Source organism: Sediminibacter sp. Hel_I_10 (assembly GCF_000688335.1).
Taxonomy (GTDB): Bacteria; Bacteroidota; Bacteroidia; order Flavobacteriales; family Flavobacteriaceae; genus Psychroserpens.
Window position 1 is genome coordinate 3,530,340 of sequence record NZ_JHZX01000001.1, and the last position, 23,572, is coordinate 3,553,911.

The following is a 23,572-nucleotide window of genomic DNA, read 5'->3' on the forward strand; positions in this document are numbered from 1 at the left end:
TCTATACATACTACGGTATTAAAAATTGAAATAAAGCAAAAAATAATGAAAAATATACAAATTAAATCAGCACTAATATTACTCATTATTACCCTTTTTGGATGTGGTAAAAATGATGATGATGGTTCATCCAATTTGGCGCCAGAAGCCTTCGAGCTTATTGGTGTTACCAATGGAGCTATTGAGGTAGGATTGTTCCCTACATTTAGCTGGAACGATGCTATAGATCCTGAAAATGATGAGATAAGTTATAGCCTAATTATAGATTCGGAAATGCAACCTACTACCATTGCTGAAACAAACATCTCTGGCAACTCGGTAACTATTTCGAACAGACTAAAATTATTTACGACCTATTATTGGAAAATACGTGCTACGGATACTTTTGGGAATACCACCGAAAGCGAGACCTTTAGTTTTACGACACGTAACATAGGCATAAGTTCAACGCCTCTAGTTGAAAACGCTGGGTTCTCAGCAAGAGAAAATCATAACACGATAGTTTTTGAAAATGAACTTTATGTTATACATGGAGACGATGGCTTTCTCTTTACAGATTTAAATGATGTTTGGACTTCATACGATGGGCAAAACTGGACCTTAAAAAATAACAATACGGTATTTGAAGGTAGAAGTTCCCCTTCTACCATTGTTTTTGATGATGAACTTTGGCTCATAGGCGGGCAGTCGGGATTAGTGATTTATGATAGCGATGTATGGCGTTCATCAAACGGTTCTAATTGGTCCTTAGTAACCAGTGCCGCACCGTTTACTGGTCGATCAGGTCATTCTTCAGTAGTGTTTAACGATAAAATATGGGTCGTCGGAGGTGGATATCCACTGAACAATGATGTTTGGTCTTCATCAGATGGTATCAATTGGGCCTTGGAAACAGCAAGTGCGCAATTCTCTACTAGATTATACCATTCATTAGTCGTCTTTGACAATAAGATGTGGGTTATTGGCGGTTTACTTTCGAACACAGATTACGCTACAGACGTTTGGTCCTCAACAGACGGTGTCAATTGGGTCGAGTCTTCAAATAATGCTCCCTTTTCAACGAATTCAAAGTCAACTAGTGTTGTTTTAGATGACAAATTATGGGTCTTTGGCCCTGGATCGATTGGTGGTAGCAATAACCTTTGGCACACAACAGATGGTAATAACTGGACTTTAGCGGTTGAGAATGTGCCCTTTTCGTCTAGGTCTGGATATACGTCAACAGTATTTAACAATAAAATATTTATCATCGGCGGATACGATTTTACAGGGCACAAAAATGACGTTTGGGTCTTCGAATAAATAATTATAAAAAATAAGTTATGAAACAATTACAACATATTATAATGGCAATAACTGCATCAATCTTTCTGCTAGGTTGCAATTCAGATGATGACAATGCTCAAAGCCCAGAAGCACTATTAAGCTTTGAAACACTTGCAGCAAGTGACATTGCAGCCATGGAAAACACCATGGCGAGCCTTACCTTAAATGGTACTAACGATACTGGGGTTCTTTGGGACGATGGTAAAGTACTGCTTTACAAAACCAGCGATGGACGTCTTGGTAAATTAAGAGTACTCAACCTGGGTTTATCCAATGCACAATTGACCATTGAGGCGGTTACCTACAATACAGACGGCAATATACACCGTTCAACCGATAGTCTTGAAATTCAAGGGAATGATGAATTTGATCTTGACGAAATGGTACTTGGTTGGAGTGTAAGCCCAAATGATTTTTTATGGGAGCGCGTTACTGAATTACAGACCAGAATCTCACCGCTCAATGAATTCATATTCGTTGAATGGGAAGCTGTAAATTAAACATTTAAAACTGAATATATATGAAAACTTCAAGCACACTTTTATTATTGGTTGCCCTATTGACCATGCAGATTTCCTTTTCACAAACCGAAAAAAAGAATGAGAAAAAAGAAAGCAAATCGGAAAAAACCAATGACAATTATATGGATCTACAGACCAAGAGCCTGACTAAAGTTTTTGGTTCAGATTTAAGTGGAAATCCGGACGGAAAAGCCATTGGCTATTTAGAACTTTTGGAACAATTGGATTTACCACCTGAACAAAAAACCAAATTGAGAAATCAATATTATCTACAGAGCAAAACACTTACAGAAAAGCAGAAGGACTCTTTAGGACAAGTATTTGCCAAACAGCTTAAGGAAGCCCAGAAAGAAGAACTTAAAAACTAAAATGATGAAGATCTTAAAAGTAATTTTTATACTGGCAGTTTTGATGAACTGCTCAACTGTTGACGCTCAAATTTTTAAGAAACTCGCTAAAAAAGCTGAGAAAGCTGCAGAGCGCACAGTTGAAAGACGTGTGGAACGCGAGAGCGAAAAAAAGACCGACCAAGCATTGGATAGTGTTTTTGATAAAAAGGGCAATAAAAAAAGCAAAAGAAAAAATAGAAGTAAAAAGGGAGAACCTAATCCCAAAAGTGAAGAGGTTTCTAAAGCGTCAACTAAAAGAGATATCAACCGTGCCCCAGATTTTGAGCCAGGTAATGTTAGCATCTTTGACGATCGTTTTTCTAAAGAGAATCCAGGAGACTTTCCTGCAAATTGGGACACTAATGGTAGCGGAGAACTGGTGATTATAGATGGTGTTAAATGGTTGCGATTGGGAGGCAATTCCACTTATGTTCCTATTCTCGACAAAGCACCGCCAGAAGATTATACAATAGAGTTCGATCTGCTGGTAACTGGACTTGACAAAAAAACGAGTTCTAGTTCTAGGATCAACTTACTCCTCGAAGATACCGAGCGCTTTGGCAAACCAAAATCATTTGCCATGGTAGAACTATCGCCGTCGCAATTTATAGAATCTCAAGGTGTGGTTGAAAAAAATGAAAATGGGAAACGTATTTTCAGGAATAAAATAGGTAAGGATTATCGGGAGGCCATAGACGGGCAATCGCATATTTCTATAGCTATCAACAAATCCCGTATGCGGATTTGGATGAATGAGAACAAACTGATTGACATTCCAAGATTGGTCCCAGAAGGCAAAATGACCTTTAAGCTACAAACGCTATCCTTGCGTGACGAATTTGGTAAAGACGAAGTCTATATTTCTAATTTTAAAATGGCCAGTGCAGGCGAGGATAACCGTAGCAAATTATTGACCGAGGGCAAGTTATCCACTAACGCCATTCAGTTTGAATCGGGAAGCGATAAAATCTTACCATCATCTTTTGCGATTATACGCGAGATCGCATCCGTTTTAGAGCAAAACCCAGAGGTCAACATTGCTATTATAGGTCACACCGATAGCGATGGAGATGACAGTAGCAACTTGATATTGTCACAACAACGAGCAGCTTCAGTAAAAAAAGCCATGCATTTTCAATATGGTATTGCCGAAAAACGCATGCAAACTGAAGGTAAGGGAGAAAATGATCCGATAGTAAAGAATACTTCCGAAGCAGGTAAAGCACAAAATAGACGTGTAGAATTTATAAAACTATAAACACATGAAAAATTTAAGTCTACATTTTCTGATAGTAATATCCTTTTCGGTTTTAAGTTGCAACAACGATGACGATGGCAACCCTGAACCGCAAATGGGCTTTTTTCCAAGTACCATCGCGTTTACAGAGATTAGTGGGGCCGCAGTAGAAATTGATTTTACCTATGATACCAACAACCGTATTTCTTCGATTACAGCACCTTTTGCTTCTTTCGAATTGGAGTACAATTCAAATGGGTTAATTAATGAGATAATAGATTATAGTGAAAACGATGTTTATACGATGACTTACGATGGTGACATCCTTACAAGCATTACCATTCAAGATAGTGGTGAGCTGATACCTGTGTCTTATTCTAACGGTACATATAGTTTAAATAGTGCTGTATTTAGTAGTAATGAGCAAAACATGGTCGTAGATTTTAATGGTAGCGCCATAACCTATGTAAACATCCCTGGCCCCTTTGCCAATCTTAAATTTCAACCAGCGCTCTTAATTTCAACCGAATTTTTTCCATATGCTGTGTATCTTTTTTCAGCACATGAAATTGCAACAATGGAATACGTGTTCAGTGGAGTCACTTACACATTTACTACGGTTAGAGATGCCAATAATAATATCGTTTTAGCTGAATCTTTTGATGAATGGGGTGGAGAGGGTATTGATTATGCTATCGCGTATGAATTCTGAACTATAAACAATTAAATCAACAATATGAAAACCGTATTAAACATTATAATCTTAGTTGCTGTCATGCAGCTGGCTGCGCAAAACAATTGCTCTCCATTTTATCCTTCGGAAATAGGAACAACATTTACCATCCATCAGTTTGATAGACGCGATCGGCTCTCTACCATTTCAGAGTTTAAAATAACGGAAGCATCAGCTAACCAAATGACCTTAAGTTCAACCTTGAAAGATGACGATGGCGACCCTATTTTCTCTGGGACATTTAAGGTGAAATGTGAAGGAGGAACAACCACCTTAGAACCCGAAGCATTGGTCTCTGGCGCCATGATGGAACAATACCAAAATATGGAATACACCATAAGCGGGAATGGTATGAGTTTTCCAAATACACTGTCTGTAGATCAAACCTTGCCAGATGGAGAGGTGTTTATGAAGGTAGACGCAGGTATGATTAATATGAGTACAACCGTAACGATGACCGATAGAAAGGTCGTGCGTCAAGAATCAATTACTGTCCCCGCGGGCACTTTTGACTGCTACGTGATCACGTTTGCCAATACCATAAAAGTAGGACTATCTAAAACCTACTATACCACACAATGGATTTCACAAGGTATCGGCATGGTCAAGGAAGAAACCAAAAAGGCAAATGGTAACCTGGTTTCCAAGAGTATTCTACAAAGTATTCAATAACTAAAGCATCATTAACAATTAATCAACATTAAAACTATTTAAACAAATGAAAACAGTAATCACAATTTTTGCATTAGTCTTTATGTCCAGCTTAGCCCAGGGACAAGAATATGATTTTAACGCTAAAACCAAGGGTAGCTACTTTGCAAATGGCAGCGCCAGTATTTTTTCGACCACCAATAAGGTGGGAGATGACTCTTCCAATTCGTTCTCTATTGATTTTATGCCACGTGCTGGCTATTTTATTTCAGATAATCTAGCGGTTGGTTTAGGTTTAGTAGTAAGTAGTAACAAAGAAACAAGAGACGATTTATTTGGCGAACAAGAAATAACAACTACAGGTTTTGGGATCACGCCTTTGGCACGTTATTATTTCGAAAATAACCTATTTGCCGAAGCAGCTATTGGTATAGGCTTTACAAAAACATCATTTGGAGGCGATACGCTACCGGGTTTAGAATCAGATATGAAGTCTAATTCATTTGGATTTAGAATAGGAGCAGGGTATGCGTTTTTTCTTGGCGATCACATAGCTGTCGAGCCATCTATTAATTATTCTTGGGAAGATATTAATCCAGAAGACGCCCCATCAGATTATAAACAAAGTCTATCCTCTATTTTTCTGAATATTGGCATCACCGGCTTTTTTTAGAATTAGTGCATCATCTGGATTGTCACAGTTGAAGTGCCTAACAATTTAAATCTAATTTCTAAACTAAATATCAAGAGTCCGCTTTAAACACAGAGAATCATAAACTATTAAATATTACTAATATGAAAAATCTAATTTTAAACACGAAACTTTTTTTAATGGCACTCGTTGCCGTATTTGCGCTATCCTGTTCTGGCGAAGACGGTAATGACGGCGCTCCTGGAGAGCAGGGACCTGCTGGAACCGATGGGGCCAATGGCAATGCCAATGTAAGCTTTTTAACATATGATATATCCTCAGTAAATGGCACCTATCATGACCAATTTGTTCCTGAAATTACAGCAAATGTTTTAGAAAATGACGTTATTTTAGGATATGTTGTTCCTAGTAATAATACCTCTCTTCCGTTACCTGCAATAGGAGATTATCTTGATTTTAGTATCGCCGTATTTATATCTTCAGAAAATTATTCTTTGGACTTTGTTGATAGGTTTGATGGTAGTAGTTATAACATTAATGCAGGCGATCTTAATGAATTAAAAGTCGTCATTATTGAAAGTACATCAAATACCTCGGGAAGATCTGCAACATCAGGTAGCACCTCTAAAGAAAACATATTGCTAGAGCTGAAAAATGCAAATGTGGACATTTCAGATTATGATGCAGTCCTGACCTATTACGGTTTAACCAACAAATAGTTAGTCCAGACCGTAATGTACTGTTTGTAAGACGGGAAATTGCGGTCTTTTTTTTAACACTAAAACTTATAAAGATGAAACCTTTTAAATTTTCAATGCTTACTCTATTGTTTTTGATATTTATAGCTTGTGATACCGATGTGCCCGAAGTTGACAACGATCCACCCTCTTTTTCATTTAAGGTAACTGGTGATGGCTTTGACCGCACGTTTAGCCAAGACGATGACTTAGAAAATTTACAACTCAATTTAAAACATGATGCCAGATATGAGATGCTCTTTAGTAGTGCAGATAATGGAGGTGTTGAACATACCACACTGCGTTATGATGCACAGCATATCGAGTTTGATAACGATCCGGTTTTTCCAGCAGAACCTTGGACGCAAGCGTTTTTTGGACTTAGCTTTTATGTGGATTGGGAAGGTGACCGAAATAATGCGTTGACGGGTAATATATTATTGGGGTCATTCAAACCAAATGGAGAAAACGTTTCTACAAGTTTCACGTTTTACGTGAGAGATTTTGGCGGTGAGAGTAATAACTCAAATACCACAACGGCCGATCTTTCCATATTTATAGGGGATTTTGATACAGAAGTCATCACTCTTCCAAATTAAATCCATTAAAATGAAAAACACCATCATAGCAGTCATACTTCTCTTTTCAATAGGGTCTTGTAATCATAAAAAAAGTGATGCAACTATTACTCATAGCAAAAAGCCCTCAAGTGCAGTAGCATTAAAACAAACCACAAACGAAACAAAATCGAAAGATGTTTTTCTATGTAAAATCAATGGTAGAGATTGGAGTTATACAAAGGCATCAGGTCTTGTTGACTTAAACAGACAACGTCGTGCAAGAGAAGCGCGATTCACATTTACCAAACAATTGGATAAAGGTAAAGAGTATATCGCCTTGACGTATGATCTTGGAAGCATGGCGCTTATCGCAGCAGATTTTCAAATTAAAGTCCCAAATAATTCTGTTGGCATTTTAAATGCTTATTACGTTTTATCGCCTGAAATGTCAGATAAGTATCCCCAAGCAAGCCTCTCCGGAACAGTTACCCTTGATGGAGATGTGGCTGAAGGAAGTGCAAAAGTTGTGGATTTGCCAATACGCTGGGAGGCTAATTTACTCGCTAACCCTGCTGATGCCAAAATATCTGTAACCGACTTAAATTTCAAAAATGTAGGGTATTCAGATTTGGAGAAAGACATGAAATTACTATTGAACGATTAGTGAAATGGACTACGCTGCGCAATAGCAGCAGATAAAGTTCAGCAAGTGCTAGCTTAATACTGTCTTAAGAATTACAATTATATAAAAGCCCTTTTGATTTCGATTGCTATCGAGATCAAAAGGACTTTTTTTTAGTTTTTAAAGCAACCTTTTGAACTTTTTTGTATCTAATCTATAAAAGCACTAATTATGAAATCCATTTGTATCGTTTTAACTTGCTTGTTGGTATTATCCTCTTGTTCAAATGATGACGACAATAGTAACCAAGAGACCTCAGAATTATTAGGCACTTGGCAGCTCATAGAAATCTATGCAGATCCTGGTGATGGTAGTGGTGATTTTATGACTGTGGATAGTGATAAAACGATATCTTTTGAAAGCGACGGAACAGTTGCTTCTAACGGAAGCCTTTGTGGCTTTTCTACAACAACAGGAGAAGTCACAACCGGCACTTATTCGGAAAGTGATAGCACCATAAGTGGCGAAGGCTGCTCTAATCAACAGTTTTTGACATCTTTTAATATGGAAAACGCGCGATTGATTTTGAGCTTTCCTTGTATTGAAGCCTGTCAAGAAAAATACATAAAACTCTAATACATAAGTCAAACCTTTAAATCACAACTATTATGAAACCAATTCTATTACTTTTAATCACTGTTCTTTTTTTTAATTGTTCAAAAGAGATCATAGATCCACCAATGCCAGAAAGCCAGAACGATACGGTTTTGATGCTCAAGGTCGATTTTTTGAATGAAGTGTTTGAGGGCGGTAAAGAAATTATGGTCAACGAGCCTATTGCAGATTTTGACGTCACTTCTAACTATCAAGAACCTGGAGATTTTGGAGGCATTCAATTGTATTCGGCCAACTCCAATACACTGTTATTTGATGGTACTATAGTATGGATGGGTTTAGGAGAAGTGCAATATCCTTTGGAAATAGAATCACCTGCTAATTTTAGTACTTTGGAAGACGCCATAGAGCTTCCCGTAGCAGACCAATTTGAAAATGTAATGTATTCTGAATTTGCGTATTATCCTGAAGACATGGACCTCAGTACTATTTGGAACGCGATTGATGATTTGGCTTTGGTAAAAACGTATAGAGACGCTAATCCAGAAGCTAAAATTCAAATGTTTTTATACACCCCAAGTGTTGGTGTTGGTGATCCAGCTGAGTGGGATTGGATGATTTTTATGAAGAACTAGAAATACACTTCTCATTACGGAATGTGAAAACACATTATAAATGAAGTCCACATTCCGTTTTAGGACTGTTGTTCCATCTACCGCTTCGGTCTTCACCGGGAACGGTACAGTGCTTACAGCCTATGGAATTATACCCTTTGGCTACCAATGGATGAAATGGCAAGTCATGCTCCTCAATATAGGCGTCACGCTGCTCTTTGGTAACATCCAATAAGGGGTAGAACTTTAGGATCTCACCTCTCAACTCAAAAATATCTAGAGTAGAGCGATGGTCACTTTGCCAATCCATAAGCCCAGAAACCCAAACTTTATATTGGTTTTTGATAATGTCTAATGGTCTTACCTTGTTGATTGAGCAACAAAAATCAGGATTTTTTTTCCAAGTTTCGTCTTTTGAAGTAAAGTCATGCTCTTCTTTAAGAGCACTAATGGATTTTACATTAAGACCATAACGTTCAGTAAGTGCTTGTTTGTATTTTAAAGTGTCTTCAAAATGATAGCCAGTATCAATAAAAAAAACGGTTTGTTCGGTATTGATTTCAGAAAACAATTTCAACAAAAAAGCAGAGGTTGCGGCAAAAGAACTCGTTAACATCACGTCAATAACATCGAAGTCCTGGTAGAGTTGCTTTATTCTTTGGGTTGCAGAGAGCGATTTGTATTTTTTGTTAAGTGCCTTGATTTCAGCATCTGAAATATTAGGAATCACTTTGTTTTCGGAAGAGGTTTCGAGCATTGGGCTTGTAAAATCAGCGTGCAATTTACATTGTATTTTTATAACGTAAAGAGCAACGCTCTATTTTTTAGGATTCGGCAAATTAGGCTTTGCTTTTTGCTTTTTTGGTAAAGGTCCTCTTAAATGAATGATTAATCCATTAAGAAAATTTCTTAAGATTTGATCTCCGCATTCCATATAATTAGGATGGTCTTCTCGTCTAAAAAGCGCATTAAGTTCACTTTTGGTGACTCTAAAATCAACTAATTCCAATATCTTAATAATATCGTCATCACGCAATTTGTGAGCTACCCTTAATTTCTTGAAAATATCGTTATTGGTCATGTCTAAACCTAAATTAGCTTCAAAAATAGTCAAAACCAACGACACTTGGTGTACAAGCCAATTTCAAGTTCAGTTTTAAGACTAAATTTCACAAAATAATAGTGTGTTTAAATAGAGAATGCAATGGCCACTCCCAAGATAATAGCAATTAATTTAGACAGATTAAATTTATGACCTTCGCCAGTCTCAAAAAGGATGGTGGTAGAGATGTGTAGAAAAATACCAATTACCAAAGCGTTGATTTTTGTCAATAATGCCACACTTAAATCTGTGGTATTGCTAAATAATGTCCCTAGTGGAGTCATAATTGAAAAAATAACCAAAAACACGGCAATTTGTAATTTTGTGAATTTAGACTGCAGTAAGAAAGCAGATACTAAAGCCGCAATGGGTATTTTGTGAACCAACACACCGTAAACCATATCATTGTGATCATGTATGGGGAAGCCCTCGAGAAAACTGTGGATGCAAAGGCTAATAAATAACAACCAAGGAAATGCTTTATGATCACTATGGATGTGGAGGTGACCATGCTCGGCACCTTTTGAGAAAAACTCAAGGATAATTTGCAGTAAAATACCACCCATTATGTAAAGACCTATGGTCTTGGCCTCAAGATGCTCATATACCTCTGGGAGTAGATCAAAAAACGTAAGTGCTAATAAAAACGCGCCACTAAAAGACAATATCAACTTAGTGGCTTTGGTTTTGGTGTTTTTTGTTAAGACGGCCAAGAGAATGCCCAGCCCAACAGCTAGAATAGGTAATAGATAAGACTTCATTATTTAAAAATCATTACTAAACGTTCTGATGCGTTTTTTTGAAATTTTCTTAATTTATAATCGCCAAACACATCTAATAGATATACACCCGCTTCCTCAAACAACGTTTCAAAATCTGAAAGTGTCAATGCCTTAACACGTTCTTGGAACTGATAGGATTCACCTTCTGTAATAAAAGAGATGTCTTTGATGATGTATCCATCTTTGACATAACGTTTTTGATGAAAATCAATGCCATCAACAGTTTTGGTGTCTTCTGGCACCAAATTTTCTATAATGTGATTCACGTTCATAAAATCAATCACACCAAAGCCAAACTCATTGATATCTGCTTGAATGGCTTTGATGGTTTTCAAATTATCAACCTCATTTTCAAAATAGCCAAAACTGGTAAACAAGTTAAATACGGCATCAAAGGTTTTATGGTAAGGCACGCACATGTCGTGAACTTCGAAATGAAGCAACTCATTTTCAAAATTTTTAGCATAGTCAATACTATTTTTAGATAAATCAACACCGGTAACGTCATATCCCAAAGAATTGAGATATAAGGCGTGTCTGCCTTTGCCACAGGCTAAATCCAAAATGCTACCCTGTTCGGGTAGATTGAGATAATTGGTCAAATTATCCATAAACAATTGGGCCTCGTCATGATCTCTATCTTTATAAAGGAGATGATAAAATGGGGTGTCAAACCATGAGCTATACCATTGTTTAGTGCTTTTTGCCATAATCGTTTCGTAAGAACAGAGCAATACCGTTTTCATTTCGCCCTGCAAGCCACAAAAATACTTTATTTTTACAATCTATTAGATTAAGAAGATGGAGAATAATTATACGATGGTTGCCAAAACCTTATTTGGTTTTGAAGATTTATTAGAACGTGAATTGCTACAATTGGGCGCAATGCACATTAAAAAAGGAGTGAGAAATGTGAGCTTTGAGGGTGATCTTGGCTTTATGTACAAATGTAATCTTGCGCTTAGAACGGCAATCAAGATTCTAAAACCCATTAAGACCTTTAAGGTCAAGGATGAACAAGACCTTTATGACCAAGTGTATAAAATGTCTTGGGAAAAATACATGAAATCCTCTGGTACATTAGCGGTAGATGCTACGGTGCATTCTGAAAAGTTTACACATTCAAAATACGTCGCTTTAAAGACAAAGGATGCCATTGTTGATAAATTTAGAGACACCACGGGTGAGCGACCCAATGTAGACTTAAGATTTCCTGATTTAAAGATCAATGTGCATATTGATAGAAATACATGCACGATATCTTTAGATTCTTCTGGAGAATCTTTGCATAGACGCGGGTATAAAACTGCTACCAACATCGCTCCAATCAATGAAGTATTGGCAGCAGGTTTGGTTATGCTCTCTGGTTGGGACGGCCAGTGCGACTTTATGGACCCGATGTGTGGTAGTGGTACCATTTTAGCAGAAGCGGCCATGATTGCCTGTAATATCCCACCAAATTTGATGCGTAAAGAATTTGCTTTTGAGCGTTGGCAGGATTGGGATGTGGATCTTTTTGAGAAAATAGAAGAATCGCTTTTGAATAAAACGAGAGACTTTCATCATAAAATAATTGGTTATGATACAGCTCCTAGCGCTGTTGCTAAGGCTAAAGACAATGTGAAGAATGCGCACTTGGAGGAATTTATAAGCATTGAAAGACAAGATTTCTTTACAACCGAAAAAGCAGGAGACCATAAACTACATATTCTATTTAATCCACCTTACGGTGAGCGTTTGGATATTGATATGGAGAGTTTTTATAAATCTATTGGAGATACGCTCAAGCAAGGCTATCCAGGCACAGATGCTTGGTTTATAACCTCTAACTTAGAAGCTTTAAAGCACGTGGGCTTGAGACCATCAAGAAAAATTCATGTATTCAATGCGAAACTAGAATCCAGACTTGTAAAATATGTGATGTATGAAGGAAGTAAGAAAGCAAAATACCAAGATGATTGAGACAGGCCAATCGTGAGTGGCTCTAAACGAACTGAACACGTTTAGATCTCAATTCTTTTCTTTTTCAACTACAACCTTCTTATCTTTTTTGTAAATAGGGATAAGGTAAGAAATATTATATCCAAAGCCTATGCCAATACTACCACTGTCGTAGGTTCGGTTAAATCCAGGGATGTATAGATTTTCAAAGCCTACAGGTTGATCTTGAGAGATTCTAGACTTAATTTGCATGTTTAGGCCAAGATAAAGGTTGCTAAAGAGCTCTGCCTTAATGCCTACAATAAGTTCGGCCCAAATAGCAGATAGGCCTTTAAATTCTTCGTTTGGTGTTTCGGTATAAGGATTGTCAAAAAAGGATTGATTGGTGTCGTAAATCGTGAATTTATTGAGGGTTTGGCTAAAGGAGCTTACACCAACACGTCCTCCAAAATAAATCATATTCTGCATGTCTAGCCAGTTAGTATAAGAATTTAAATCTACGCCAGCTTTAAAGTAGTTTCCAGATGCTGTAACGTCTAGGTAATCTGTACTTATGGTTTTTTCCTCAGTGCCAAGCTCGCCAGCCAAATAAAGGTATTTTGAGAGTCGGTAGTCACCAGTGACCTCAAAACCTGTATAATCCTTGTCAACAAAGGAGCGTATCAATTTACCAACGTCGGCACCAAGCCTTAAACCATAGTTCTGTTTATAGATCAATGTATCATTAACCACTTCTTTGTCGTCGGTTTGCGCCATTGAAGCTGCTGAAATCAGCAACATCAGAACAATGCTAATGATAGATGTATACCTGTGCTTCATCTTCGTTTTCTATAAAATCATTAACAATTTCAGAGTTCAAAGCCCAATTATCAGGATTATTTGTTATAATAAAACTGCCATTTAAGCCAAAATCAAACACACTTTTATAACCGCATGCTCTTGACACATAAACAAAATTTCCAGTACATCTTATTTCAATAATAACTTGTTCAGAATTTGTAGTGTCGTCATCATCATCTGCCAAATCTGAATTTTTCTCTAAAATATACCGTGTTGTCGTTAAAGTCCCTTGTTCTAATACACGCAAAGGCAATAACACAGATGAAGGGTCGGTTTCTTCTATGCTAAGCGTATCAATAGGTACACCAGCCTCATCGATACCAATAACTCGTAAACGCCTCACGGGCTTTAATTCATCTTGATTATTAATATCTCTAAACTCTATAAATAAGCGAGGCGTGGTTGAGGTGTCATTAGAACAAATATCATCTCGTTCACAGCTACCCGTTATTAGAAATGCCACGAATACGGCAATTAAAATAAAATAGGAATGGATTTTTTTAAAGTTCAAGATTTACAAGGATTCATTTAATATTTGGTACTTATTTTCGTTCTAAAAGAACAACATTTTCGACGTGATGGGTCTGAGGAAACATATCGACAGCCTGGGTTTTTATAATGGTATACTGCTCTTTCATTAAGGCTAAATCCCTCGCTTGAGTGGCGCTATTACAGCTCACATAAACAATCTTTTTAGGTAAAACATCTAATAACTGTTGCACTACATCTTTATGCATACCATCTCTCGGCGGATCAGTAATAATTACATCGGGCTGACCGTGTTTGGCTATAAATTCAGAATTAAAAACAGTTTTCATATCTCCTACATAGAAGTCAACGTTTTCAATTCCATTTAATTGTGCATTGGCCTTGGCGGCTAAAATGGCATCTGGCACAGATTCTACTCCAATGACTTTCTTAGCCTGTTTTGCAACAAATTGTGCAATGGTACCCGTACCCGTATACAAATCATAAACCACTTCATCTCCTTTTAAGTCGGCAAAATCGCGGGTGATTTTATAGAGTTCAAAGGCTTGGTCAGAATTGGTTTGATAGAATGACTTGGCATTAATTTTAAACCTCAAGCCCTCCATTTTCTCAAAGATATGATCTTCACCTTTATAGCAAATCACCTCTTGATCATAAATGGTGTCATTGGCTTTTTCATTAATGATGTATTGTAAGGAAGTGATCTGCGGAAATCGCTTTGCTACAAAATCTAGTAAAAGCTCACGCTTAGCTTGGTCATCTTTGAAAAACTGAACAACAACCATGATATCTCCAGTTGAAGACGTTCTGATCATTAAGGTTCTTAATAATCCAGTTTGTTGTCTTGTATTAAAAAAATCTAGACCATTTTCTATAGAAAAAGTCTTGATTTCATTTCTAATGGCATTTGAAGGGTCTGCCTGCAGCCAACATTTTTCAATGTCCAGAATTTTATCCCACATGCCAGGGATATGAAACCCTAGAGCATTTCGATCTCCTAAATTTTCATCAGACTGTATTTCTTCTTGAGTAAGCCATCGGCTATCGCTAAAAGAAAATTCCATTTTATTGCGGTAAAAATACTGTTCCGCAGAGCCTAAAATAGGGGTGACTTCTGGTAGGTCTAAATGTCCAATACGCTGTAGGTTATTGGTCACTTCATTTTGCTTGTATTCCAATTGAAACTCGTAAGCCATATCTTGCCATTTACAGCCACCACAAACGCCGAAGTGTTGGCATTGTGGCTCGGTTCTTTTTTCGGAACGCTTATGAAAATGTACCGCTTTGCCCTCAAAGTAAGCCTTTCTTTTTTTGAAGGTCTGCACATCTACAACATCACCTGGTACGGCGTTTGATATAAAAATGACTCTGCCATCTGGTGCTTTGGCAATAGTTTTTCCTTTGGCGCCGGCATCAATCACCTCTATTTCTTCAAAAACTTGCCGCTTGTTATTTCGTCTTGACATTTGGCAAAAATAGAATAATTGCTATGAAAACCTTCTAAATTTTGGTTAAGATTCAGTATTTTGCAAACCCTTAGGGATGATTTCTCTCCCACGCTGCTTTTCCGATTGATAACAACGCATGTACTACTGTAAACATCAGTCTGGAAGAATAAAGGTATAGAAGGAATGGACATTTTAGTGATCCATTTTTCAATGGATTGTAACTTAAAAAATTTATTAAAATGGCTGTTTTAGACCAGTTAACATCGCAAGAAGCGATCGATTTAGAAAACAAGTACGGTGCGCACAATTACCATCCATTACCTGTGGTATTGAGTAAAGGTGAGGGCGTTTTTGTGTGGGATGTAGAAGGTAAAAAATATTATGATTTTTTATCGGCATATTCCGCAGTAAATCAAGGACATTGTCACCCCAAAATTGTAGATGCCATGATGGCTCAAGCAAAAACCTTGAGTTTAACCTCAAGAGCATTTCATAACGACATGTTGGGGCCTTATGAAAAATTTGCTTCAGAATACTTTCATTATGACAAATTGCTTCCAATGAATACAGGCGCAGAAGCAGTAGAAACGGCTTTGAAAATTTGTAGAAAATGGGCGTACGAAGTTAAAGGTATTCACGAAAATGAAGCTGAAATCATCGTGTGTGAAAATAATTTCCACGGAAGAACAACTACGATCATTTCTTTTAGTAATGATCCTGTGGCTAGAAAGAATTTTGGACCATATACCGACGGTTTCATCAAAATAGAATATGATAATCTGAAAGCCTTAGAGTCTGCCCTAGAAAATAACGCAAACATTGCGGGATTCTTGGTAGAGCCTATTCAAGGAGAAGCTGGTGTTTATGTACCAAGTGATAATTACCTTACCGAAGCAAAAGCATTATGCGAAAAGCACAATGTACTCTTTATTGCCGACGAAGTTCAAACAGGTATTGCAAGAACGGGGCGTTTATTAGCAACTTGCGGAAACTGTAGTTGTGTAGATAAAAACTGTTCTGGCACTCCAGAAGTAAAAGCCGATATCCTTATTTTAGGAAAAGCCCTATCAGGAGGTGCTTACCCTGTCTCTGCGGTGCTGGCAAATGATGCTATTATGAATGTGATAAGACCTGGAAATCACGGGAGCACATTTGGAGGAAATCCTATTGCGGCAGCTGTTGCTATGGCAGCGCTTGAAGTTGTAAGGGATGAAGATCTTGCTGAGAACGCCTTTCAATTAGGAGAACTTTTTAGAAGTGAAATCAATAAATATATTGAGACCAGTTCTATAGTAAAATTGGTAAGAGGTAAAGGTTTGCTTAACGCCATTGTAATCAATGATGATGAAGAAAGTGAAACCGCTTGGAATATCTGTATGGCTTTACGTGACAACGGACTTCTAGCGAAGCCAACTCACGGTAATATTATTCGTTTTGCACCACCTTTGGTCATGACCAAAGAAGAGTTATTAGATTGTGTTACAATTATTACAAAAACGTTGAAGGACTTTGAAATAGAATAAATCCTATAGATTCTTATAAAAAAAAGCCTCAATGCTAATATGCACTGAGGCTTTTTTGATGTTGAAAAGAAAGGGTTATTGCCCCATCATTTCTTGCATTCGTTCTTGCATTAATTCTTGATCTTGTAGCGTTTCCCATCCAAAAGTCATAACCATCCAAATCACAAATAGTAAATAGATTACACTTAAGGAAAGACCAATAATTGCTAAAATTTTTCCAATTTTAACGTTTTGAAAGCCTGTATATAATTCTGGATTTTCGGCATATAGTTTTGTAGCTTTTTGAGCTAAAACTAAGGTGATGACACCTAAGACGATGCCTATAACTCCATAGCAACAGCAGGTCACTATAGATAAAATTCCTAATACTAAAATCAGGGTTGAGTTTTGTAATTGTTGCTGTTGTTGTTCCATTTTTTTTGATTGTTAAGTTGATTGTTTAGTTGAAAAAGGTCTTGTATATGAAATTACCCAAAATGAGAATGACATTAACCACAGCCAAAATAATAATAATATTATAGGCATACTTAAAATTCTTGAAGTAATTTAAGGTAATCACACCTAACAAAGCTGCCAAACTATAGATAGCAGGATACATATGAAAAGCAGCGATGAAATCACCATTTAAGATGAAAGCAAGAGATCGTTGCATGCCACAGCCCATACAATCTAAGCCAAAGAGCTTTTTATTGAGACAAGGGAGCATGTAATCTTCTGGAGCTATCATGAGATCTAATTAGATGGAACAAATGTAATAATTCTTTCCAATTGTATATTTTTAATGAGATCAATTGATTTGTCTAGATTAATTTACGGTGTGATTAAAAATTTGTATAATTTCGAACATGCATAAATTTGTAGGATGAAATTAAATAAAACGATTAATTATTTATTAATAGTAATTGGCGCTGTAGTGGCAATCTATGCTAATGCTCAAGAAGAGCAAAATCAATACGTGCTCATTGGAGGCATCGTAGTTTTAATGGTGGGAGTTTACAGGATATCAAGAGGTATTCCTAGTAAAAATGATGATCAAAAACCGAATGAATCAGAATAATGGCAGATTTTAAAAAAGGGGATTTTGTCTCTGTTTTAGATGATGATATCAAGGGGCATGTCACTCGTGTTACCGGAGATCAAGTATTGATTGAAACTTCAGACGGGTTTGATATGGAGTTCGCTTCCAAAGATCTTATTAAAGAGCAACCTTTAGGGCATTCAATTTTTGAACATACCGATTTAGAAGCTGTTTTAGAAGAAAAAGAACAACATAAAAAGCGTACCTCAAATCGGACAAAACCAAAAGAACGTAATCTTCCTGCCATGGAGGTAGATTTGCACATTCATCAAATCACCACATCAAATCGGCGCATGACCAATCATGAGATGCTCAGCTTACAGTTGGATACTGCTCGTCATAAATTAGAGTTTGCCATTAAAAACCGTATTCAAAAAGTCGTGTTTATTCACGGTGTAGGGGAAGGGGTTTTAAAAATGGAATTGGATTACCTATTTGGGCGCTACGATGATCTTAAGTTTTACGCGGCAGATTACCAAAAATATGGTTTAGGTGCTACTGAAGTTTATATTTTTCAGAACACAAAAGGATCTTAACGTTATTCTTCTGGAATTGGTAATGGCCTAGTCATTTCATAAGTCCCTAGAATAATTTCGTCTGTGTTTAAAATTTCAATACTCGCATTACTAATTACAACAAAGATATTTAGGCTTCGTGTAAACTGAGTAAATATTAGATCATCTTGAGGGAAAGGCTCAGTTGCCAGAGGGTCTAAGTATCTGGGCGTGTTAATGTTTGGACTATTTTCATCAAAATCATCATTTAAAGATAAATTTCCGTTTTCGTCCTCATCTTTGGTCATTACGTCATCACCATCATCATCGTTGTCTAAGTAGTTAGGGGTGCCGTCTTCATCTGTATCTAAAGCTATTAAAACACCATTTTCATCAATTTCAACAACTTCGTTTATGGTAAGAACGTTATCATTATCATCATCAGCATCTTTATAATCAGGTAGGCCATCACCATCAGTATCTATGGCATCTGGGTAAGACCCATCTTCAGCTTGAAGTCCTCTGCCCTCAAGATCGGAAGGGATTCCATCGTTATCATCATCTTCAAATGTGGTTGTAAATGTCGCCACGGCACCAGCTGCGGCTTCGTAGTCTGAAATAATACTCACTCCGGGATCTGGTAAAACTTGACAAATCAGTGCGTCTGGATCACCATCATAGCTTCTATAATTGAAACGAATGGAACTGCCGTTTATGGTTAAAACCTTTTGAGAATTATTCGATGCTGGGTTGAAAATATCTCTATTTCCCGCTACAGGAAATAGCAAAGACACAGATTCACTGGGATCTGTTTTTGTTTCATATAGAATGTAGGTGTCACCGTCGTCATCTCCACAGCGTTCAAGGTCTCTTTGAAAATCGAGTTCTACATCAATTACATCGCCATCATCGCAAGAATAAAGTAATGTGGTTAAGCATAAAAAGAAAAGTAGGTATTTCATTGTACATGGTTTGAAGCAAAAATAAGAGAATTCCTTAATGAGAGGTCTGGCATTAACAAATTATTTATGAGTAGGGAAATCAGTTTTAAAACTGAATGGAAAATTGCATCTTTGTGCCAAGATTAATGTTTAGTATGAAATCGGTATATTTAGATAGTGCAGCCACCACACAAATGCGTGAGGAAGTTATTGATAAGATGCAAGAAGTTATGAGAAATAACTTTGGAAATGCATCATCATCCCACAGCTTTGGTAGGCAATCCAAATCCTTAATAGAAGCGTCAAGAAAGCGTATTGCGTCGCATTTTAATGTTTCAGCATCTGAAATTGTTTTTACCTCTGGTGGTACTGAAGCAGATAATTTAGTGTTGCGAAGTGCTGTACGTGATTTAGGGGTTATTGAAATCATCAGTTCAAAAATTGAGCACCATGCTATTTTACATACCATTGATCAACTCAAGGCAGAATTCGGTATTAAAGTAAGCTACGTGCAGATTGAAAAAAATGGTCATATTAACTACGATCATTTAGAGCAATTGCTTCAGTCTTCAAATAAAAAATTAGTGTCTTTAATGCACATTAATAATGAGGTTGGAAACATTTTGGATATAGAGCGCGTTGCTAAATTATGTAAGTCTCATAACACTTTATTTCATAGCGATACCGTGCAATCTGTAGGACATTTCAAAATGGACTTACAAGAGATTCCTGTAGATTATATGGCAGCTAGCGCCCATAAATTTCATGGACCTAAAGGTGTTGGATTTGCTTTTGTTCGTAAAAATAGCGGACTTAAGGCATCGATACACGGTGGGTCACAAGAACGAGGCTTGAGAGCTGGTACAGAGTGTGTGCACAATATTGTAGGTATGGATGAAGCTTTAGAAATAGCTTATAATCATCTAGAAACAGAAAAAGCCTACGTTGCAGATTTAAAAGCCTATTTTATTGATCAATTAGAAAAGAATCTTCCTGGGGTTCATTTTAATGGCATTTGTGCAGATCATGATCAAAGTACATATACCTTGATCAATGTGTGTTTGCCATTTCCTGCCGAGAAAACAGCGCTTCTTCAATTTCAACTCGATTTAAAAGGAATCGCTTGTTCTAAAGGTAGTGCCTGTCAAAGTGGGAGCGCCAAGGGCTCTCATGTTCTTGCTGAAATTTTAGATGAAGAGCAACAGTTACGCCCATCGATGCGATTTTCTTTCAGTAGTTTTAATACCAAAGAAGATCTAGATTATGTCGTGGAAGTGTTGACTGAATTTGGTCAATCTTAGGTTTAAGTGCTACCCAAAGCATACGGAATGTAAATAACGACCAGGAAAAAAGGTAAATCCTCCTGCTATAATAATTGCCCCAAAGTAAAGCAACAGCATTTTGCGTTTGTGTGATTTAACATCTCCTCTCTTAATGGCGAGATAGGCTGTGGGTACCGTCCAAATAGTCAAAAAGCTAAAGAGGTGAATCCACCCGAAGTGGTTAAAAAGGGTAGGGCCAACATGGGCGCGCATAAATAAAGTGACTACAGCTGTAAATAACATCAACACCATGTAAATTCTTCCAATGGTTTTGTGAAATCGTGTTCCTTTTTTGAGTAATAAACTGATAGTGCCCAAAAGAAAGGCAGGAAATACCGTATACAGATGAATGAACATAAGCGTTTTATAATCCATCTTGCTTATATGTAGTTGAAGGTTCTAAATAAATGTAATCATTTCAAGCTAAAACACTGAAAAGAAAATTGCAAATCTTCTGAAGCGAAACGAGTGCCCTAAAACCTTGTGCTCAAGCGCACATTAAATACCCGGGGCGTCAAATAGTTGGGAATTGCAAATTGTCTTTTACTATACACGTCACGCACCCAAGTATTTGAAATTGTATTTTGAGCATCAAACATGTTATAGATCTCTACGCCAAGTGTGAGCTCCTTGAAAAACTGTTTCCAACTTTGAGTATAGGTTTTATTAGGATCTACCAAGACGTAAGAGACGCCTAAATCGGCACGTCTGTAATCTCTAAGTCGGGTTTGATAGTCATAAACATCGGCATAACTCGGTGAACCACCAGGAACTCCAGTATTGTACACTAAATTGAGATACATTTTAAGATCTGGAATGTTGGGCACATAATCTTGAAAGAGAATCCCAAACTTTAAGCGTTGGTCTGTTGGCCTAGAAATGTAGCCACGATCGTCAATATTTTCTTCTGTTTTGAGGTAACCAAAACTGAACCAACTTTCGGTGCCTGGCACAAATTCACCATTGAGTCTTAAATCAAGACCGTAAGCATAGGCTTTGGCATTATTTCTCGCACGGTACCGAATTCTGACATTTTCTAAAGTATAAGGATTCACATCTGATAAACTTTTATAATAAGCCTCTGATACTAATTTGAATGGTCTATCCCAAAGCTTAAAGCTATACTCGTTGCCAACTACAAGATGTACCGATTTTTGAGCTTTAACGTCTGGTTGTACTATGCCCGAAGAATCCCTAAGTTCTCTGTAGAAAGGCGGTTGATAATATAACCCACCAGCAATTCTAAAAAGCATGTCTTTTTCCCAATCTGGTTTTATAGCAAACTGAGCTCTCGGGCTCACCACAATTTGGCTACTTGAAGACACACCGTTTTCATTTGGGATATCACTGTTGACATTCCATTGGTGTGCTCTAACACCTGCATTGTAAAACACTTCATTGTTTCCTAACATATCTCGCTTGCTCCATTGTGCATAGGCTTGCAGGCGGTCAATTTGAACACCGTTGGTAGCGCGTACATTTTGAAACGCCACTAGCGGACCTTCAAAAGGCTCATAAGGTTGATTGTTTGGGGTGTCAAAGATTGGAGGTCTTACCGAAAATCCGGCACTATCAATCACTTCCCATTCAATCAAACGGTCTCTAATATCTTCATGCGTGTATTTAACAGACCACTCTAAGGTACTATCATCCTTTAAATTATAATCTCCTTTGTGCTCCACGTTTACGATAATGGCATCCAAATCATTTCGGGCGTGCGTAAATTGAGAACCTATACCTTCTGAAAATTCAACTTCTCCTAAATTCTCGTCACCTATATTGCTGTTCACTTCACCGAGACGGTATTGGGCCAAGATGTCAAAATACTCTTGTTCGGTAGTGTGATAGGTAGAAGCAATCAACTTCAAGGTCAAATCTTCAGAAGCAAAATAATTTGCTTTAAAAGCCCCAAAATTCGTGAAATAGCGGTCTTTCTCTTGGCCTTCATAAAACACTAAAAGCGCTACAGGCTCGTCAATGGTGCCAAAGTTGGTCTGTCTATTCTGAGGTTTAAAATTATATTTATTGAGCGAGACGTTTCCGAGGAAATTTAAGTGAAACTTATCACTAAACTTGTAGGTCAAATAGGTTTGTGCATCTGCAAAAACGGGGACCACATTGGTTTCAGTTTCTAAAGAATTTAGAAATAAGCTATTATCCCGATAACGCAGTCCTACAATACCTGAAAATTTTGAATCCTTACTCACCGCTTCTGCAGCTATACTTCCTCCTAAGAGACTGGCTTCTGCACGTATGCCGAAATTAATAGGCGTTCTATAAGTAATGTCTAAAACAGAGGAGAGTTTGTCACCATACTTGGCTTGAAATCCACCTGCTGAAAATTCAACATTTTGAACCAAATCGGTATTGACAAAGCTTAATCCTTCTTGTTGTCCTGACCGAATCAAGAAAGGACGATAGATTTCGATATCATTGACATAGACTAAATTTTCATCAAAATTTCCGCCACGAACCGAATATTGGGTACTTAATTCGTTGGAAATATTAACTCCTGGAAGTGTTTTTAAGATGTTTTCAACCCCGGGCTGTGCGCCTTTAATGGTACGAAGTACTTCTGGAGCTATGGTGGTAACGCCGTCCACTTTTTGACGGGTATTGGTATTGATGACTACGGCGGCTATTTGCTCAACCTGTTTATTCATCACAGGATTAAACTCAATGGTTTGACCGTTTTTGAGATTGAAAACAGCTTCAACCTTCTGGTGGGAGATATGTGTAAAACTAACGGTAATGTCTTGATCTATGGGGATTTTTAACTCATAAAACCCATTCTCGTTAGAAGTGGTTCCTGTTAAGCCAGCAATGATGCTCGCATTGGCAATTGGCATTTGGTCATCGTCTAAAATAACGCCTTTAATAGTGGCACGCTGCGCATTTCCGAAGAAAGAAAAGCAAAAGAGAACAATGAAGAGGTGAAGTGCTTGTTTCAAGATG

General features: G+C 37.4%; 29 protein-coding genes. 17 read left to right on the forward strand and 12 right to left on the reverse strand.

Going from position 1 to position 23,572, the window contains the following annotated elements; genetic code table 11:
- Nucleotides 1-45 precede the first annotated feature (45 nt).
- The 12 genes from P176_RS0115880 (at nucleotide 46) to P176_RS0115935 (ending at nucleotide 8,678) form a co-directional block, all read left to right on the forward strand.
- Nucleotides 46-1,302 carry a hypothetical protein gene (locus P176_RS0115880; protein ID WP_026755628.1) on the forward strand — a complete coding sequence of 419 codons (1,257 nt, stop codon included), beginning with the start codon at nucleotides 46-48 and terminating at the stop codon, nucleotides 1,300-1,302.
- 20 nt (nucleotides 1,303-1,322) lie between these two features.
- Nucleotides 1,323-1,826 (forward strand): hypothetical protein, encoded by a 504-nt coding sequence (locus tag P176_RS0115885; RefSeq protein ID WP_026755629.1) that lies wholly within the window; start codon nucleotides 1,323-1,325, stop codon nucleotides 1,824-1,826.
- A gap of 20 nt (nucleotides 1,827-1,846) precedes the next feature.
- Nucleotides 1,847-2,215, forward strand: a complete 369-nt coding sequence (locus P176_RS0115890) for a hypothetical protein (protein WP_026755630.1) — start codon at nucleotides 1,847-1,849, stop codon at nucleotides 2,213-2,215.
- 1 nt (nucleotide 2,216) lies between these two features.
- The gene (locus tag P176_RS0115895; RefSeq protein ID WP_081820736.1) at nucleotides 2,217-3,494 is read left to right on the forward strand and encodes an OmpA family protein; all 1,278 of its coding nucleotides are present in this window, start codon (nucleotides 2,217-2,219) and stop codon (nucleotides 3,492-3,494) included.
- A 4-nt stretch (nucleotides 3,495-3,498) separates the two neighbouring features.
- Entirely contained in the window at nucleotides 3,499-4,185 is a 687-nt protein-coding gene (locus P176_RS0115900; protein ID WP_026755632.1) for a hypothetical protein, read from the forward strand.
- 24 nt (nucleotides 4,186-4,209) lie between these two features.
- Complete coding sequence (locus P176_RS0115905) at nucleotides 4,210-4,878, forward strand: hypothetical protein (RefSeq protein WP_026755633.1); 669 nt, start codon at nucleotides 4,210-4,212, stop codon at nucleotides 4,876-4,878.
- Nucleotides 4,879-4,924: 46 nt separating this feature from the next.
- A complete protein-coding gene (locus P176_RS0115910) occupies nucleotides 4,925-5,530 on the forward strand; it encodes an autotransporter outer membrane beta-barrel domain-containing protein (protein ID WP_081820737.1) in 606 nt (201 codons plus the stop codon).
- A 122-nt stretch (nucleotides 5,531-5,652) separates the two neighbouring features.
- A complete protein-coding gene (locus P176_RS0115915) occupies nucleotides 5,653-6,228 on the forward strand; it encodes a collagen-like protein (protein ID WP_156033131.1) in 576 nt (191 codons plus the stop codon).
- Nucleotides 6,229-6,302: 74 nt separating this feature from the next.
- The gene (locus tag P176_RS0115920) at nucleotides 6,303-6,845 is read left to right on the forward strand and encodes a hypothetical protein (RefSeq protein WP_026755636.1); all 543 of its coding nucleotides are present in this window, start codon (nucleotides 6,303-6,305) and stop codon (nucleotides 6,843-6,845) included.
- Between the two features lie 10 nt (nucleotides 6,846-6,855).
- The gene (locus P176_RS0115925) at nucleotides 6,856-7,470 is read left to right on the forward strand and encodes a hypothetical protein (RefSeq protein ID WP_026755637.1); all 615 of its coding nucleotides are present in this window, start codon (nucleotides 6,856-6,858) and stop codon (nucleotides 7,468-7,470) included.
- Between the two features lie 189 nt (nucleotides 7,471-7,659).
- Nucleotides 7,660-8,064: a lipocalin family protein gene (locus tag P176_RS19670; RefSeq protein WP_051605539.1), complete on the forward strand. Its 405-nt coding sequence runs from the start codon at nucleotides 7,660-7,662 to the stop codon at nucleotides 8,062-8,064.
- 32 nt (nucleotides 8,065-8,096) lie between these two features.
- A complete protein-coding gene (locus P176_RS0115935; protein WP_026755638.1) occupies nucleotides 8,097-8,678 on the forward strand; it encodes a hypothetical protein in 582 nt (193 codons plus the stop codon).
- Nucleotides 8,679-8,712: 34 nt separating this feature from the next.
- Here the strand turns inward: P176_RS0115935 and P176_RS0115940 are convergent, their stop codons facing one another.
- From P176_RS0115940 to P176_RS0115955, 4 genes are all read right to left on the reverse strand, one after another.
- Nucleotides 8,713-9,414: a phosphoadenylyl-sulfate reductase gene (locus P176_RS0115940; protein WP_051605540.1), complete on the reverse strand. Its 702-nt coding sequence runs from the start codon at nucleotides 9,412-9,414 to the stop codon at nucleotides 8,713-8,715.
- A gap of 60 nt (nucleotides 9,415-9,474) precedes the next feature.
- Entirely contained in the window at nucleotides 9,475-9,771 is a 297-nt protein-coding gene (locus tag P176_RS0115945; protein ID WP_369793778.1) for a DUF1456 family protein, read from the reverse strand.
- A gap of 74 nt (nucleotides 9,772-9,845) precedes the next feature.
- The gene (locus P176_RS0115950; protein WP_026755641.1) at nucleotides 9,846-10,520 is read right to left on the reverse strand and encodes a ZIP family metal transporter; all 675 of its coding nucleotides are present in this window, start codon (nucleotides 10,518-10,520) and stop codon (nucleotides 9,846-9,848) included.
- Nucleotides 10,520-11,251: a bifunctional 2-polyprenyl-6-hydroxyphenol methylase/3-demethylubiquinol 3-O-methyltransferase UbiG gene (locus P176_RS0115955; protein WP_026755642.1), complete on the reverse strand. Its 732-nt coding sequence runs from the start codon at nucleotides 11,249-11,251 to the stop codon at nucleotides 10,520-10,522. The genes P176_RS0115950 and P176_RS0115955 overlap by 1 nt, the downstream gene beginning before the upstream one ends.
- 91 nt (nucleotides 11,252-11,342) lie before the next feature.
- Here P176_RS0115955 and P176_RS0115960 point away from each other — a divergent pair, with 91 nt between their 5' ends.
- On the forward strand, nucleotides 11,343-12,503 hold the full coding sequence (locus P176_RS0115960; protein WP_026755643.1) for a class I SAM-dependent RNA methyltransferase: 1,161 nt from the start codon (nucleotides 11,343-11,345) through the stop codon (nucleotides 12,501-12,503).
- Nucleotides 12,504-12,551: 48 nt separating this feature from the next.
- Here the strand turns inward: P176_RS0115960 and P176_RS0115965 are convergent, their stop codons facing one another.
- From P176_RS0115965 to rlmD, 3 genes are read right to left on the reverse strand one after another with little or no spacing between them, the layout of a single operon-like run.
- The gene (locus tag P176_RS0115965) at nucleotides 12,552-13,301 is read right to left on the reverse strand and encodes a DUF6048 family protein (protein ID WP_026755644.1); all 750 of its coding nucleotides are present in this window, start codon (nucleotides 13,299-13,301) and stop codon (nucleotides 12,552-12,554) included.
- A complete protein-coding gene (locus tag P176_RS20120; protein WP_051605541.1) occupies nucleotides 13,273-13,833 on the reverse strand; it encodes a hypothetical protein in 561 nt (186 codons plus the stop codon). Before P176_RS20120 ends, P176_RS0115965 begins: the two co-directional genes overlap by 29 nt.
- Before the next feature lie 31 nt (nucleotides 13,834-13,864).
- Nucleotides 13,865-15,277 (reverse strand): 23S rRNA (uracil(1939)-C(5))-methyltransferase RlmD, encoded by a 1,413-nt coding sequence (gene rlmD / locus P176_RS0115975; protein ID WP_026755645.1) that lies wholly within the window; start codon nucleotides 15,275-15,277, stop codon nucleotides 13,865-13,867.
- 221 nt (nucleotides 15,278-15,498) lie between these two features.
- Between rlmD and rocD the strand changes: the two genes are divergently transcribed.
- On the forward strand, nucleotides 15,499-16,782 hold the full coding sequence (rocD, locus tag P176_RS0115980; RefSeq protein ID WP_026755646.1) for an ornithine--oxo-acid transaminase: 1,284 nt from the start codon (nucleotides 15,499-15,501) through the stop codon (nucleotides 16,780-16,782).
- A gap of 75 nt (nucleotides 16,783-16,857) precedes the next feature.
- Here the strand turns inward: rocD and P176_RS0115985 are convergent, their stop codons facing one another.
- Nucleotides 16,858-17,196, reverse strand: coding sequence for a CCC motif membrane protein (locus P176_RS0115985; RefSeq protein WP_026755647.1), 339 nt, complete (start codon nucleotides 17,194-17,196; stop codon nucleotides 16,858-16,860).
- A 25-nt stretch (nucleotides 17,197-17,221) separates the two neighbouring features.
- Nucleotides 17,222-17,509, reverse strand: coding sequence for a DUF2752 domain-containing protein (locus tag P176_RS0115990; RefSeq protein ID WP_026755648.1), 288 nt, complete (start codon nucleotides 17,507-17,509; stop codon nucleotides 17,222-17,224).
- A gap of 135 nt (nucleotides 17,510-17,644) precedes the next feature.
- Between P176_RS0115990 and P176_RS19680 the strand changes: the two genes are divergently transcribed.
- On the forward strand, nucleotides 17,645-17,839 hold the full coding sequence (locus P176_RS19680; RefSeq protein WP_037348994.1) for a hypothetical protein: 195 nt from the start codon (nucleotides 17,645-17,647) through the stop codon (nucleotides 17,837-17,839).
- On the forward strand, nucleotides 17,839-18,396 hold the full coding sequence (locus tag P176_RS0116000; protein WP_026755649.1) for a DNA mismatch repair protein MutS: 558 nt from the start codon (nucleotides 17,839-17,841) through the stop codon (nucleotides 18,394-18,396). The genes P176_RS19680 and P176_RS0116000 overlap by 1 nt, the downstream gene beginning before the upstream one ends.
- Nucleotides 18,397-18,398: 2 nt before the next feature.
- Here P176_RS0116000 and P176_RS20125 read toward each other — a convergent pair whose 3' ends face one another.
- Nucleotides 18,399-19,316 carry a hypothetical protein gene (locus P176_RS20125; RefSeq protein WP_051605542.1) on the reverse strand — a complete coding sequence of 306 codons (918 nt, stop codon included), beginning with the start codon at nucleotides 19,314-19,316 and terminating at the stop codon, nucleotides 18,399-18,401.
- Nucleotides 19,317-19,450: 134 nt separating this feature from the next.
- Between P176_RS20125 and P176_RS0116010 the strand changes: the two genes are divergently transcribed.
- Nucleotides 19,451-20,596, forward strand: coding sequence for a cysteine desulfurase family protein (locus P176_RS0116010; protein ID WP_026755650.1), 1,146 nt, complete (start codon nucleotides 19,451-19,453; stop codon nucleotides 20,594-20,596).
- A 9-nt stretch (nucleotides 20,597-20,605) separates the two neighbouring features.
- Here P176_RS0116010 and P176_RS0116015 read toward each other — a convergent pair whose 3' ends face one another.
- Both P176_RS0116015 and P176_RS0116020 read right to left on the reverse strand, forming a co-directional pair.
- Nucleotides 20,606-20,974 (reverse strand): DUF2306 domain-containing protein, encoded by a 369-nt coding sequence (locus tag P176_RS0116015; RefSeq protein ID WP_231481275.1) that lies wholly within the window; start codon nucleotides 20,972-20,974, stop codon nucleotides 20,606-20,608.
- Between the two features lie 116 nt (nucleotides 20,975-21,090).
- Nucleotides 21,091-23,568, reverse strand: coding sequence for a carboxypeptidase-like regulatory domain-containing protein (locus tag P176_RS0116020; protein WP_051605543.1), 2,478 nt, complete (start codon nucleotides 23,566-23,568; stop codon nucleotides 21,091-21,093).
- Nucleotides 23,569-23,572: the final 4 nt, after the last annotated feature.